Raw genomic sequence first — 12,254 nt, 5'->3', positions numbered from 1 at the left:
GAGCTCGGCTGTCAGGTTCAGCCGCCGAGCGCTGCGATCATCCGTTTGGCATGATCGGCGAGCACAGCCATATCTTCCTTGCGCGTCTGCGCCGGCAAGAGGTCGACGCCGGCCCTGACAGGCATGACGTGCATGTGCAGGTGAAGCACCACCTGCCCGCTGGCCGGCTCGCTGAACTGCTGGAGGATGATACCCTCCGCGTCAAACGCCTTCATCGCCGCAATCGCGATTCGCTTGGCCGTCCGGGCGACGGCGGCAAGATCGTCCTCCGCAATATCCAGGATGCCGCGCGCCGGCGCCCGCGGAATCACCAGCGTGTGCCCGGGCGCGCGCGGCATGATGTCGAGGAAGGCCAGGCTGCGTTCGTCCCTGAAAACCTCGAAGCAGGGAATCTCGCCGCGCAGGACCTTTGCGAAGACGTTCTGATCGTCATAGGCCGTCATGGACCCCTCCACGCTTGCGAGGCGCGATCAAACGCGCTCCTTTCCGTTGACGCAAGCGAGCCGGCCGATCTATCCACGATGCCAGGCAGGATGGCTCCATTGGCGACAAATATCTATCCCGGACATAATGTCGAGAGTGCCCGGCGCGCGCTTGCGGCACGGCTGCAAGCGGCCGGCATCGAGGAGGCGGCCCTCGATGCGCGCCTGCTCGTCGGCGCCGCGCTGGAGCTCGATCTGACCGGCATGGTGACGCAGGCATCGCGACAACTCACGCCTGAGGAGACCACGCAGCTCGAACGATACGCGCAACGCCGGCTCGCGCATGAGCCGGTCGCCCGCATTCTCGGCGTGCGAGACTTCTGGGGCATGCCGTTGCGGTTGTCCGAGGCGACGCTGGTACCGCGGCCGGATACCGAGACCGTCGTCGAACTGGCGCTCGAGATCTTCCGCGAGCTGGCGATATCGGGCCGGCGCCCGCGAATCGCCGATATCGGCGTCGGATCGGGCGCCATCCTGCTCGCATTGCTGTGGGAGATTCCCGACGCGTTCGGCGTCGGTACCGATGTCAGCCCGACGGCGCTCGATACGGCGCGCGACAATGCGGCCGCCCTCGGCCTCGCCGGCCGCGCCGGCTTCGTCGCCTGCTCCTATCTGACGGCGCTGCGCGGCCCGTTTGACCTCATCGTCTCGAACCCGCCCTACATTCCCTCCGCCGAAATCCCGAGACTGAGCATCGAGGTGCGCGACCACGATCCGCATCTGGCGCTCGACGGCGGCAATGACGGATATGACGCCTATCGCGCTCTCATCCCGCAGGCGGCCGAGCGTCTCGCCCCTGGCGGAGCGCTGATCGTCGAGGCCGGACAGGGGCAGGCCAGAAATATTGAAACCTTGATGATAGCTGGCGCGTTAACGGTGGACAGGCCACCCAAGGCCGACCTGGCGGGCATTCCGCGGGCCGTTTCGGCCCGAAAAATGCCCCATAAAAGCCGGATTGGCTTGCAAAAAGCTCTTGGAATATCCCTTGGGAACGACTACGTTCCGATCAACACATCGGTGCCGGCCCCGTAGACCTACGGGCGAAAGCCGGGCTCTCGGGCGAGAGCTTTACTGATAAAGGTTCCAAGCCGCAGGTCCTGTGAAGCGCGATAGCCAGTGGAGCTGCGCTGCTCTCCGACCGCAAAAGTGAACGAAAGCCTGATATTGCGCTTGAAGACTTACGCAACACAGCTGGGCTTGTTTCGGCAGGCAAAATGAATGGGTTCGCTGGCGATCAGTGCTGGCGGGTGGGGAACGCGTCCTTGTTGAACGCGACGGTCGACGAACATCGGCAGGGTTCGATCCGCTCTTGCGCGCGGTGCGCGCGAGCGATGTGAACCGCTGTCACCAGGTCACTCCTGGCAATCAGTAATGCGTGCAACGTTTAGGGCTGGAATTAAAGGCAGGACATGAGAAACGGTCAGAACAAGCAGCGGATGCGCAACCGCAACAATAACAATAACAACAACAACCGGCGCAGCCAGAACCCGATGACCCGGGTCTACGAGTCCAACGGACCCGACATCAAGATCCGCGGCACCGCCTCGCACATCGCTGAAAAGTATCTCCAGCTCGCACGCGACGCGCGCTCCTCCGGCGACCCCGTTGCAGCCGAGAACTACTACCAGCACGCCGAGCATTATTTCCGCCTGATCGCCGCGGCCCAGGAACAGTTCCGCCAGAACCAGCAGCCGCGCGGTGACGAGCCGATCAGCAGCAATAGCGACGACGGCGACGACGACGGCGAGAATTTCTCGAATTTCGGCCAGGAGCCGGGCTTCGTCCCGCAGCCGCAACAGCAGCAGCCCTTCGCGCGCGACCGCGACGGCCAGCGCGATCATCATCAGCGTGATCATCAGCAGCGCGACAACCAGCCCTATCAGCGCGATCAGCAGCAGCCGCGCGAGCACCGCGAGCGCGACCATCGCCCGCAGCCGCAATATCAGCCCCAGCCGCAACCGCAGAATCAGCCGCAGCCCGTCGTCACCGACGCCGGCAGCGTCGATCGCCTGCCCTCCTTCATCACCGGCGCGCAGCCGCAGGTGAATGGCGGCGCGAATGGCGGCCAGGCCGGTTTCGAGGGCGGAGCCGGCGGTGGCGAACGCTATCCGCGCCGGCGGCGCCGGCCGCATGGCCCGCGCCCCGAGCGCGAAGCAGCTCCAGCCGCATCCGGCGATGATCTTGCGCCCAGCGAGTAAGTCTCTTCTGATCGACTGATCTGGAATCGTCCCGGCCTCGCCGGGACGATTTTGTTTTTGACGACCACCGGTCGCGACAACGCTTGTGACCTAGCTGCGCGTCGCCGTCGTCGAGGACGGGACCAGCACGGGCTTCGCGAGCGACGGAATCAGCCGTGCCCGCTCGCGCTTGGCAGGGATCGCGCGGTAGACCTGCTTGGTCGCCTCCACGATATGGACGCCGGCAAAGGGCAGCGACAATGCCGCACCGGCGCGCTCCCACATCTGCGCCGATTTCAGCACCCAGCCGCCGGCATAGGGCGGCATGAACAGCGCCTCGCCCCAGGCGGTCGGCGTGAACCAGGTTTGGCGCAGCAGGTCGGTGATCTGCGAGCGCGAATAGGGCCGGCCGTGACCGAACGGCGTGCTGTCGGTACGGGTCCACACCCCGCGCCGGTTCGGGATCACCGCGATCACGCGCCCGGACGGCGACAGCACGCGCCATACCTCGCGCAGCAGCGCGGCCGGATCGTCCGACATCTCCAGCGCGTGGACCAGCAGGATGCGGTCGACCGCGGCGTCGGGGAGCGGCAGCGAGAATTCGTCGACCAGCGAGGCCAGCGCCGGCCGTCCCGTGGGCCATTTCAGGACGCCCTGGGCCGCCGGCATGAAGGCGAGGCAGCGCTCGGCGTCTTCGCGGAACAACCCCAGATAGGGCGTGGGATAGCCGAGGCCGAGCACGCGCTGGCCTGCCGCCCTCGGCCAGCGTTCCCTGATGCCGCGATTGATCATTTGCCGCGCCACGATCCCGAGGCGGCGGGAATAGAACTCGCGGAGGTCGACGACGTCGATGGTCATGACGGCAATGTAACATGCACGAGACCGCCGCCGCGCGCGGAATATTGCATTGCCTGCGCAACGTTAACGCCATATTTGTCTGGCGGGGCTGAGCCCGATGGAGATGACATGGCCGCCGAAATTCGTACTTTCACCTGTTTAAACGACAATTTCGGCTATCTGATCCACGATGTGGAAACCAAGGCGACGGCGTCGATCGACGCGCCTGAGGCCGGCCCCATCCTGGCGGCGCTGGAGCGCGAGGGCTGGCAGCTCACCGACATCCTGATCACCCATCATCACGGCGATCATGTCGGCGGGGTCGCCGAACTCAAGCAGAAATACAAATGCCGCGTCGTCGCGCCGCACGACAAGACCACGAAGATTGCGGACGTCGATCTGCGTGTCGCCAATGCCGACGTCGTCAAGATCGGCAATTTGCTGGCGCGCGTGCTGGAGACGCCGGGTCACACGCTCGACCACATCTCCTACGTGTTCGACACCGAGAAGACGGTGTTCGCCGCCGACACGCTGTTCTCGATCGGCTGCGGCCGCGTGTTCGAGGGCACCTATCCGATGATGTGGGATTCGCTTCTGAAGCTGCGTGCCCTGCCCGACGACTTCAAGCTCTATTGCGGCCACGAATACACGGCCTCCAACGTCAAGTTTGCGCTCACCGTCGATCCCGACAATGCGGCGCTCCAGGCGCGCGCAGCGGAGGTGACGAGGCTCCGGGCCGAGAACAAGCCGACCATTCCCACGCTGCTTGGCGACGAGAAGCGGGCCAACGTGTTCCTGCGCGCCGATGAGCCGCAGGTCGCGGCGAGGCTGCACATGAAGGGCGCGGATGCCGCCGCGGTGTTCGGCGAGCTGCGCGAGCGCAAGAACAAGTCCTGAAGAACAAATCCTGACTGGAATCGATGCCGACTGCAGCCGAGATCATCGCGCGCCTCGAACTCCGTCCGCATCCCGAGGGCGGCCATTATCGCGAGACATTTCGCGACCAGACCACTGATGCCAACGGGCGTTCGCGCTCGACCCTGATCTACTTCCTGCTGGCACGCGGCGAGCGTTCGCACTGGCATCGCGTCGATGCGGTCGAGACGTGGCACTATTACGCCGGCAGTCCCTTGATGCTGCGCATCGCCCATGACGGCTGCTCGCAGCACCATGTGCGGCTCGGCACTGACCTTGCGAATGGAGACCGGCCGCAGGCGATCGTGCCGGCACAGGCCTGGCAATCGGCGGAGACGACGGGCGAGTGGACGCTGGTCGGCTGCACCGTGGCCCCGGCGTTCGAGTTCGCAGGCTTCGAGCTCGCGCCGCAGGGCTGGGAGCCGTAGGGCCAACTGACATTTCGGGGCATCGCATGCAGCATCGAGCCCGGAATGATCATCGCTTCCGCAGCACCATATCCTTCGCCGCAATCAGGCCGCCGCCGGCAATCAGGATTGCGGCAATGGCGATGTTGGCGCTGGCCTTGGCAAATCCGGCGGCGATGAGGAAGCCGGTCGAGAGCAGCGGCGTCGCGTAGGAGGCGGCGCCGAGCACGCGGATGTCACCGCGCTTCATGCCGATGTCCCAGGCGTAGAACGCGGCACCGACGGGACCGATGCCCAGCGCGATCACCGAGAGCCATTGCAGCGTGGTCTCCGGCCAGACGGTGGTCTCGAGCAGGCCGTGCATCAGCGCGGCAAGCACGGCGGTGGCCAGGCAGAATCCAGCGACCGCATCGGTCGGAACGGCCTTGAGCCGGCGCGACAGCACCGAATAGGCCGCCCAGACGAACGCAGCGATGAAGGCCGCGGCCAATCCCGGCACCTGCCCGGCCGCGAAGCCGGAGGTGTTGCCGGCGAACAGCAGCACGGTGCCGACGAGGCCGAGCACCGCGCCGATGATGTGATGAGGCGCGAGCCGCTCGCCCGGCAGGAAGGACGAGAACAGCACGATCAGCAGCGGCCACAGATAATTCAGCAGGCCGGCTTCGGCCGGCGGCGCAAAGCGCAGCGCGAGAAAATACAGTGCGTGATAGCCGAACAGGCCGCCGACGCCGACGGCCCAGACGGCCAGCGGCTGACGCAGGCTCTTCGCCGCCTCGCCGCGGCCGATCCAGGTGAACAGGCCGACCAGGCCGCCGATCGCGAAGGTCATCGCGGCGAGCTGGAACGCCGGGATCCTTCCAGTCGCCACCGTCATTACCGACAGCAGCGACCACATCAGGATCGCGGTCAATCCGATCAGCGTGGCTGTGCGCGGGGTCATTGACGAAGGCTCTGAGGACAACGATGCCCGGCACGAGGCCGGGCATTGTCGTCTTCACTATCGCCTTGTCGCGCCTGAAGCTACAGGCTTTTGACCTGAAGACCTGGCGCCCTATCAGGCCTGATATTGGCCGCCATTGATGGTCATCGTCGAGCCCGTGATGAAACCGGCCTCGTCAGCCGCCAGGAACACGACCGCGCGGGCAATCTCTTCGGGCTCGCCGAGCCGGCTGACCGGGATCTGCGGGATCACGTTCTTCTCCAGGACGTCCTTCGGCACCGCCTGCACCATTTCGGTGTTGATGTAGCCGGGGCAGATCGCATTGACGGTGATGCCGCCCTTGGCATTCTCCAGCGCGAGCGCCTTGGTGAAGCCGATGTCGCCGGCCTTCGCCGCGGAATAATTGACCTGACCGAACTGCCCCTTCTGGCCGTTGATCGACGAGATCGAGATGATGCGGCCGAACTTGCGCGAACGCATGCCCTCGATGACCTGGCGCGTCATGTTGAAGAGCGAGCCAAGATTGGTGTTGATGACCGCGTTCCACTGCTCCAGCGTCATCTTGTGGAAGGCGGTGTCGCGGGTGATGCCGGCATTGTTGACGAGCACCTCGATCGGCCCGAGATCGGCCTCGACCTTCTTCACGCCCTCGGCGCAGGCATCGAAACTACTGACGTCCCATTTGTAGACGGCGATGCCGGTATCGGCCTTGAACTTCTCCGCCGCCGTATCGTTGCCGGCATAGCTCGCCGCAACCTTGTATCCCGCCGCCTTCAGTGCCTTGCTGATCGCAGCACCGATGCCCCGCGTACCACCCGTGACCAATGCAACACGTGCCATGTCGTATTCCTTCCCTTGGACTCTTCGGACGTTTCTGAAGCGATTGTTTTTTAACGTTGGATTATGCGGTTGGTTTGACGGACATCAAGAACAAAACGCCCGGCGTTGAGCCGGGCGTTTGGATTTAGTCGAGGCATGCAAGATTGCGAAGAATATTTGATTTGCAACCGCTGCCTTTTTAGTCGCGTGCAACGCACTCACTGACGTGTGCAGCGCACGCGCAAACCGCGCGTAAGCTACGCGTCAGCTATCTTCAGTCGCGCGCGATGCACATTGCGATGCCCATGCCGCCGCCGATGCACAGCGTGGCGAGGCCCTTCTTCGAATCGCGCTTTTGCATCTCGTGCAGCAGCGTCACCAGCACGCGTGCGCCGGACGCGCCGACCGGATGACCGATCGCGATCGCGCCGCCGTTGACGTTGACCTTGGAGGTGTCCCAGCCGAGATCCTTGTTGACGGCGCAGGCTTGGGCCGCGAAGGCCTCGTTGGCCTCGATCAGGTCGAGATCGCCGACATTCCAGCCGGCCTTCTTCAGCGCGGCGCGCGAGGCCGGGATCGGGCCGGAGCCCATGATCTTCGGATCGACGCCGGCCTGCGCCCAGGACACGATCCGCGCGAGCGGCTTCTTGCCTTCCTTGGCGGCCTGTTTGGCGGTCATCAGCACCACGGCGGCGGCGCCGTCATTGATGCCGGATGCCGAGCCCGCGGTGACCGTGCCGTCCTTCTCGAAGGCCGGCTTGAGCTTGGCCATGCCGTCGAGCGTGGCGCCATGACGCGGATATTCGTCGGCGCTGACGACGATGTCGCCCTTGCGGGTCTTGATGGTGACGGGGACGATCTCGTCGTTGAACTTGCCGGCCTTCTGCGCCGCTTCGGCCTTCTGCTGCGAGGCGACCGCGAACTCGTCCTGCTGGGCGCGGGTGATCTGCCACTGCCGTGCGACGTTCTCGGCGGTGTTGCCCATGTGGTAGCCGTTGAAGGCGTCCCACAGGCCATCCTTGATCATGGTGTCGACGAACTCGACGGCACCCATCTTGACGCCGCCACGCAGATACTGGGCGTGCGGGGCCATGCTCATGGATTCCTGGCCACCGGCGACGACGATTTCGGAATCGCCGTTGAGCAGCGCCTGGTAACCGAGCGCGACCGTGCGCAGGCCCGAGCCGCAAAGCTGGTTGACGCCCCAGGCCGGGCTCTCCACCGGAATACCGGCGGCGATCGAGGCCTGGCGGGCCGGGTTCTGGCCTTGGGCGGCGGTCAGGATCTGTCCCATGATGACTTCCGAGACCCGGCCGGGCTCGATGCCACCGCGCTCCAGCGCGGCCTTGATGGCGACGGCGCCGAGATCGTGGGCGGGAAGGGTCGCGAACGCTCCGTTGAAGCTTCCGACCGGGGTGCGGGCGGCGCTGACGATGACGACATCGTCTGACATGGGCATCTCCTGAGGCTTGAGGTTTCTTGAAAGGGGGCAGGCGGGGCTTTGAGAAAACGGCTCGCCAGTCTCGTCAGCCATCCTGTTAACGTCGTTGAGGCATGTCAATCGGCCGGCGACCGAATTCATGCCGCAGCGCATTCAAAATAGCGTTCTTGGCGCTTTCGCAAGCAAGATTTTGCTCTGCGATTAACCGTGCCGCACAAAACGGTAGCGTGAGCCCTTTGAAAATGCTTATTTTGTTGCGTTGCGTACTCTTCCCGCCCTGCGGCATAGCCCGCCGGGTTCCCGTTCTCCGCGTTCCTTGCAAGTGAGAGCCCATGGCGAAATCAGACCAACCCACAACCATCAAGAAATACGCGAACCGCCGGCTCTATAATACCGGGACGAGTACCTACGTCACGCTGGAAGACCTTGCCGCGATGGTCAAGGATGGCGAAGATTTCCTGGTCTATGACGCCAAGACCGGCGACGACATCACCCGCTCCGTGCTCGCCCAGATCATCTTCGAGCAGGAGAACAAGGCCGGCCAGAACCTGCTCCCGACCACCTTCCTGCGCCAGCTCATCCGCTTCTACGGCGACAGCATGCAGATGGTGGTGCCGAAATATCTGGAGCAGTCGATCGCGACCCTGACCCAGGAGCAAGAGAAGTTCCGCAAGCAGATCGCCAACACCCTGTCCGGCACTCCTTTTGCTCCTCTGGAAGAACAAGTCCGCCGTAACATGGAGCTGTTCCAGCAGACCTTCTCGATGTTCAAGCCGTTTGCTCCGAATGCGGGCCGTCCGGCGACCAGCACGGAGCCGGAGCCCGACGCGAACGCCGAGGCGCCGAAGGACAGCAACATCGACGATTTGCGCCAGCAGATGAAGGACATGCAGGAGCGCCTCGAGCGCATGTCGAAGAAGGACGAGTAGGACCTTTCGCGCCGACCAGCGCGTCCGCCCGCGGCGGGCGCGCGATTGGCAATTTCGCGCGCGCCTACCATTTCTTCCTCACCGGCTTTAGCCCAGTCATCCCCGCGCAACGGCGAAGCCGTTGTCGCTGGAGGCCGCCGCTCCGCTCCGGCGCCTCAGGATGACGGCTTGACACGCACGGAGCGCGCCATGTCCGATCGCACCATGCATTGGGACAACGTCTACGCCACCAAGGGCGAGACCGAGGTCAGCTGGTTTCAGGACAGCCCGACGATCTCGCACGACATGATCCGCGCGGCCAATCCGGATCATGACGCGGCGATCATCGATATCGGCGGGGGCGCTTCGCGACTGGTCGACGCTCTTCTTCAAGACGGATATCGCGATCTCACCGTGCTGGACCTCTCCGCCAACGCGCTCGACGTGGCGAAGACACGAATCGGTCAGGCCTCTTCCGCGGTCGACTGGATCATCGCCGATGCCACGGCTTGGCGGCCGGCCAGGATTTACGATGTGTGGCACGACCGCGCGGCCTTTCACTTCCTGACCGAGCCCCGCGACAGGGCGGCTTATGTCGAGCGGCTGCGATCCGCGATTGCGCCCGGCGGCCAGATCATCATTGCGACCTTTGCACCCGATGGTCCGGAGAGATGCAGCGGCTTGCCGGTGCAACGCCATGACAGCGCCAGCCTTGCTGCAGAGCTCGGGCCGGAGTTCGAGCTGGTCGAGACGCGACGCGAGACGCATCACACGCCGTGGAATTCGATGCAGGCGTTTCAGTTCAGCCGGTTTAAGCGAAGCCTTTAGAAACGGGTGTCATGCCCCGGCTTGACCGGGGCATCCAGTACGCCGCGGCTTATCGAGAAATCACAACTGGCTCTGGAATACTGGATCGCCCGATCAAGTCGGGCGATGACAGCGGAGTCAATGGCAGCTACGCCGCCAGCTTCACCGCATGCGCGAAGTCCCAATAGAGTTTCCGCGCTTTGGTGTAGAACGGGCCCGGCTTCAGCTCGCGCTCGTCGATGCGGATCACCGGGGCGACCTTGGCGAAATTGCCGGTCGAGAAGATCTCGTCGGCAGCCAGGAAGTCGGCATAGCGCAGCGTCTTCTCGACCACGGTGACGCCGTCGCCGCGAAGCAGGGTGATGACGCGCTGGCGCGTGATGCCGTTTAGGAACGTGCCGTTCGGCACCGGCGTATAGACCACGCCGTCCTTGGCCATGAACACGTTGGAATTGCCGAACTCGGCGACGTTGCCGAGCATGTCGAGCATCAGCGCGTTCTGGAAGCCGCGGGACGCAGCTTCCGCGAGCGCGCGCGAATTGTTGGGGTAGAGGCAGGCCGCCTTCGCCTCGACCGGCGCACATTCGGCGGTGGGCCTGCGGAACGGCGACAGGGTGATGGCGTTGCCGACGGGTTTGGGCATCGGCGCCTCGTAGATGCAGAGGCACCAATTGGTGGTCTCGGGGTCGAACAGCACGCCGCCGCCCGAGCCGTTCTCCGCCCAATACATCGGACGGACGTAGAGCTCGGCATTGGCCGCAAAGCGCGCAATGCCCTCATTCGCAAGCGTGAGCCAGGTGCCGGTGTCGACCACCGGCTTCAGGCCAAAATTGATCGCGGATTGATTGGCACGGGCGACATGACGGTCGAGATCGGGCGCAACACCCTCGAACGCGCGTGCACCGTCGAACACGATCGAGCCGAGCCAGGCTGCATGCGTGCGCGGGCCCATGATCGGCACATTGCCGTCGTGCCATTTGCCCTCGAAGAAGGTCCAGCTCGGCGAATATTCGATCGGCTTCCTGATCTCGGCCATATCAGGCCTCCCCTTGCATATCCCCGCACTATTGTCCCAATTCCTAAACGATTTGCTGCGGGGATGAGGTGAGTTACCCTCTCCCCTTGTGGGAGAGGGTGGCTCGCCGCGTAGCGGCGAGACGGGTGAGGGGTAAATATCCGCGATCTCATCTGCGGAGAAAACCCCTCATCCGGCGCTACGCGCCACCTTCTCCCACAAGGGGAGAAGGGAAGATCCATGTCGCTCGATCCGCTCGCAAAGCGCTTGTTGACCATGATGGCTGCGGCTTCGCCGCGGGCGGGGGGCCGGCCGAGCGTGGAGGCGCGGCGGCAATCGCTGGCGAAGCTGATGCAGTTCGCACGCACCGATGCGCCGGATGTGACGGCGCGCGACGGTATGCTGCCCGGTCGCGCCAGCGAACTGCCCTATCGGCTCTACACGCCTGCAAATGCCGATGAGCGCGCGCCGGGCTTCGTATTCTTCCATGGCGGCGGCCTCGTCGCCGGCGGCATTGCCACGCATGATCGCATCGCGGCGGCGCTGGCGCATGCCACCGGCTGCCGCCTCGTCTCGGTCGACTACCGGCTCGCGCCGGAGCACAAATTCCCAGCCGCCGTCGACGACGCGATTGCCGCCACCGAATGGGTTGCGCGCGAGGCCGCATCGCTCGGCATCGATGCGGACCGTCTGGTGGTGGGCGGCGATTCCGCCGGTGCAACGCTCGCTGCCATCGTGTGTCAGGAGGCGGCGCAGACCGCCGGCCTCGCCATCGCCGCGCAATGCCTGATCTGCCCGGTGCTGGATTTCGAGGAAACCTCGCCCTCACGCGAGGCCTTTGCCGAGGGCCATCTGATCGACCGCGTCACGATCGAGGCAGATCTTGCCGACTATCTGCCTGACGGCATCGACACCGCCGATCCCCGCGTGTCTCCCTTGCGGGCAACACGGCTCACGGGTCTGCCGACCGCGATCATCCACACGGCCGAGTACGACCCGATGCGCGATGAAGGCAATGCCTATGCCCGCAAGCTGCTCGCCGCAGGCGTCGCTGTCGAGCATGTCTGCCACGACGGCATGGTTCACAATTTCCACGCCATGGGCGCGATCCTGCCGCAGGCGCAGCTGGTGCTGTCGCAGATCGGCGAGCAGGTGCGACGAGCGGTTGCGAGGTAAGAGCGCGGATCAGGCGCGCGCATCGATAACGGCCCTGGCTGCCACAACATAGTCAGGCCAATGGGCGTCCGCATAACGTTCGGCCTGCCGGGCGCAGGTGACGTCGGGCGCATGCGCCGCGGCGATCATGCGCGCGAAGCGCTCTTCGGCAACCGTCGTGTCATCGGGCACTGGCGCAGATGCGGCCACGGCAGCGGTCGGAGCGACGGCGAGCCCCGCCATTCCGGCGAGCAGGATGCGGCGTGACGTGGTCATGGCTGTCGTCCTCCATTGTCCGGCCTCCTCCGGCCGCCGAGCGAGTCGGTGCAATCGCGACAAGGTAGCCGCGCC

General features: G+C 64.8%; 14 protein-coding genes. 7 read left to right on the top strand and 7 right to left on the bottom strand.

The window, feature by feature from the left end:
- Nucleotides 1–17 precede the first annotated feature (17 nt).
- Complete coding sequence (locus GGD61_RS33050; protein ID WP_018320533.1) at nucleotides 18–443, bottom strand: HIT domain-containing protein; 426 nt, start codon at nucleotides 441–443, stop codon at nucleotides 18–20.
- Nucleotides 444–533: 90 nt separating this feature from the next.
- Here GGD61_RS33050 and prmC point away from each other — a divergent pair, with 90 nt between their 5' ends.
- Together prmC and GGD61_RS33040 are read left to right on the top strand one after the other, a co-directional pair.
- Nucleotides 534–1,514: a peptide chain release factor N(5)-glutamine methyltransferase gene (gene prmC / locus GGD61_RS33045; RefSeq protein WP_183231897.1), complete on the top strand. Its 981-nt coding sequence runs from the start codon at nucleotides 534–536 to the stop codon at nucleotides 1,512–1,514.
- A 377-nt stretch (nucleotides 1,515–1,891) separates the two neighbouring features.
- The gene (locus GGD61_RS33040; RefSeq protein WP_018320531.1) at nucleotides 1,892–2,680 is read left to right on the top strand and encodes a DUF4167 domain-containing protein; all 789 of its coding nucleotides are present in this window, start codon (nucleotides 1,892–1,894) and stop codon (nucleotides 2,678–2,680) included.
- Nucleotides 2,681–2,770: 90 nt separating this feature from the next.
- On the opposite strand, the gene GGD61_RS33035 is transcribed toward GGD61_RS33040, so the two are convergent.
- On the bottom strand, nucleotides 2,771–3,517 hold the full coding sequence (locus GGD61_RS33035; protein WP_092261335.1) for a methyltransferase domain-containing protein: 747 nt from the start codon (nucleotides 3,515–3,517) through the stop codon (nucleotides 2,771–2,773).
- Between the two features lie 108 nt (nucleotides 3,518–3,625).
- Between GGD61_RS33035 and gloB the strand changes: the two genes are divergently transcribed.
- Together gloB and GGD61_RS33025 are read left to right on the top strand one after the other, a co-directional pair.
- Entirely contained in the window at nucleotides 3,626–4,393 is a 768-nt protein-coding gene (gene gloB / locus GGD61_RS33030; protein WP_092261336.1) for a hydroxyacylglutathione hydrolase, read from the top strand.
- Nucleotides 4,394–4,416: 23 nt separating this feature from the next.
- Complete coding sequence (locus GGD61_RS33025; protein ID WP_092261337.1) at nucleotides 4,417–4,839, top strand: cupin domain-containing protein; 423 nt, start codon at nucleotides 4,417–4,419, stop codon at nucleotides 4,837–4,839.
- Between the two features lie 49 nt (nucleotides 4,840–4,888).
- Here GGD61_RS33025 and GGD61_RS33020 read toward each other — a convergent pair whose 3' ends face one another.
- The 3 genes from GGD61_RS33020 to GGD61_RS33010 all read right to left on the bottom strand — a co-directional run bounded on the left by GGD61_RS33020 (nucleotide 4,889) and on the right by GGD61_RS33010 (nucleotide 8,030).
- Entirely contained in the window at nucleotides 4,889–5,758 is an 870-nt protein-coding gene (locus GGD61_RS33020; RefSeq protein ID WP_092261338.1) for a DMT family transporter, read from the bottom strand.
- Between the two features lie 114 nt (nucleotides 5,759–5,872).
- Complete coding sequence (gene phbB / locus GGD61_RS33015; RefSeq protein WP_018320526.1) at nucleotides 5,873–6,598, bottom strand: acetoacetyl-CoA reductase; 726 nt, start codon at nucleotides 6,596–6,598, stop codon at nucleotides 5,873–5,875.
- A 253-nt stretch (nucleotides 6,599–6,851) separates the two neighbouring features.
- Entirely contained in the window at nucleotides 6,852–8,030 is a 1,179-nt protein-coding gene (locus GGD61_RS33010) for an acetyl-CoA C-acetyltransferase (protein ID WP_026202376.1), read from the bottom strand.
- Nucleotides 8,031–8,350: 320 nt separating this feature from the next.
- Here GGD61_RS33010 and phaR point away from each other — a divergent pair, with 320 nt between their 5' ends.
- Together phaR and GGD61_RS33000 are read left to right on the top strand one after the other, a co-directional pair.
- Nucleotides 8,351–8,947 (top strand): polyhydroxyalkanoate synthesis repressor PhaR, encoded by a 597-nt coding sequence (gene phaR / locus GGD61_RS33005; protein ID WP_092261339.1) that lies wholly within the window; start codon nucleotides 8,351–8,353, stop codon nucleotides 8,945–8,947.
- 189 nt (nucleotides 8,948–9,136) lie between these two features.
- Nucleotides 9,137–9,754, top strand: a complete 618-nt coding sequence (locus tag GGD61_RS33000; RefSeq protein ID WP_092261340.1) for a trans-aconitate 2-methyltransferase — start codon at nucleotides 9,137–9,139, stop codon at nucleotides 9,752–9,754.
- Nucleotides 9,755–9,881: 127 nt separating this feature from the next.
- Here the strand turns inward: GGD61_RS33000 and GGD61_RS32995 are convergent, their stop codons facing one another.
- Nucleotides 9,882–10,769 carry a branched-chain amino acid aminotransferase gene (locus GGD61_RS32995; RefSeq protein ID WP_092261341.1) on the bottom strand — a complete coding sequence of 296 codons (888 nt, stop codon included), beginning with the start codon at nucleotides 10,767–10,769 and terminating at the stop codon, nucleotides 9,882–9,884.
- Nucleotides 10,770–10,988: 219 nt separating this feature from the next.
- Here GGD61_RS32995 and GGD61_RS32990 point away from each other — a divergent pair, with 219 nt between their 5' ends.
- Nucleotides 10,989–11,924, top strand: coding sequence for an alpha/beta hydrolase (locus GGD61_RS32990; RefSeq protein ID WP_092261342.1), 936 nt, complete (start codon nucleotides 10,989–10,991; stop codon nucleotides 11,922–11,924).
- Nucleotides 11,925–11,933: 9 nt separating this feature from the next.
- On the opposite strand, the gene GGD61_RS32985 is transcribed toward GGD61_RS32990, so the two are convergent.
- Nucleotides 11,934–12,179, bottom strand: coding sequence for a hypothetical protein (locus GGD61_RS32985; RefSeq protein WP_092261343.1), 246 nt, complete (start codon nucleotides 12,177–12,179; stop codon nucleotides 11,934–11,936).
- Between the last annotated feature and the right edge of the window lie 75 nt (nucleotides 12,180–12,254).

The organism is Bradyrhizobium sp. SBR1B (assembly GCF_014198205.1).
Classification (GTDB): Bacteria; Pseudomonadota; Alphaproteobacteria; order Rhizobiales; family Xanthobacteraceae; genus Bradyrhizobium.
This window is presented reverse-complemented; position numbering and strand designations above follow the sequence as displayed.

Excerpts from the sequence above, each read along its gene's own strand:
- prmC (WP_183231897.1), top strand. The coding sequence starts at position 534 with ATGGCTCCATTGGCGACAAATATCTATCCCGGACATAATGTCGAGAGT.
- phbB (WP_018320526.1), bottom strand. The coding sequence starts at position 6,598 with ATGGCACGTGTTGCATTGGTCACGGGTGGTACGCGGGGCATCGGTGCT.
- GGD61_RS33000 (WP_092261340.1), top strand. The coding sequence starts at position 9,137 with ATGTCCGATCGCACCATGCATTGGGACAACGTCTACGCCACCAAGGGC.
- GGD61_RS33035 (WP_092261335.1), bottom strand. The coding sequence starts at position 3,517 with ATGACCATCGACGTCGTCGACCTCCGCGAGTTCTATTCCCGCCGCCTC.
- gloB (WP_092261336.1), top strand. The coding sequence starts at position 3,626 with ATGGCCGCCGAAATTCGTACTTTCACCTGTTTAAACGACAATTTCGGC.
- GGD61_RS33020 (WP_092261338.1), bottom strand. The coding sequence starts at position 5,758 with ATGACCCCGCGCACAGCCACGCTGATCGGATTGACCGCGATCCTGATG.
- GGD61_RS33050 (WP_018320533.1), bottom strand. The coding sequence starts at position 443 with ATGACGGCCTATGACGATCAGAACGTCTTCGCAAAGGTCCTGCGCGGC.
- GGD61_RS32995 (WP_092261341.1), bottom strand. The coding sequence starts at position 10,769 with ATGGCCGAGATCAGGAAGCCGATCGAATATTCGCCGAGCTGGACCTTC.
- GGD61_RS33040 (WP_018320531.1), top strand. The coding sequence starts at position 1,892 with ATGAGAAACGGTCAGAACAAGCAGCGGATGCGCAACCGCAACAATAAC.
- GGD61_RS33025 (WP_092261337.1), top strand. The coding sequence starts at position 4,417 with ATGCCGACTGCAGCCGAGATCATCGCGCGCCTCGAACTCCGTCCGCAT.
- phaR (WP_092261339.1), top strand. The coding sequence starts at position 8,351 with ATGGCGAAATCAGACCAACCCACAACCATCAAGAAATACGCGAACCGC.
- GGD61_RS33010 (WP_026202376.1), bottom strand. The coding sequence starts at position 8,030 with ATGTCAGACGATGTCGTCATCGTCAGCGCCGCCCGCACCCCGGTCGGA.
- GGD61_RS32985 (WP_092261343.1), bottom strand. The coding sequence starts at position 12,179 with ATGACCACGTCACGCCGCATCCTGCTCGCCGGAATGGCGGGGCTCGCC.
- GGD61_RS32990 (WP_092261342.1), top strand. The coding sequence starts at position 10,989 with ATGTCGCTCGATCCGCTCGCAAAGCGCTTGTTGACCATGATGGCTGCG.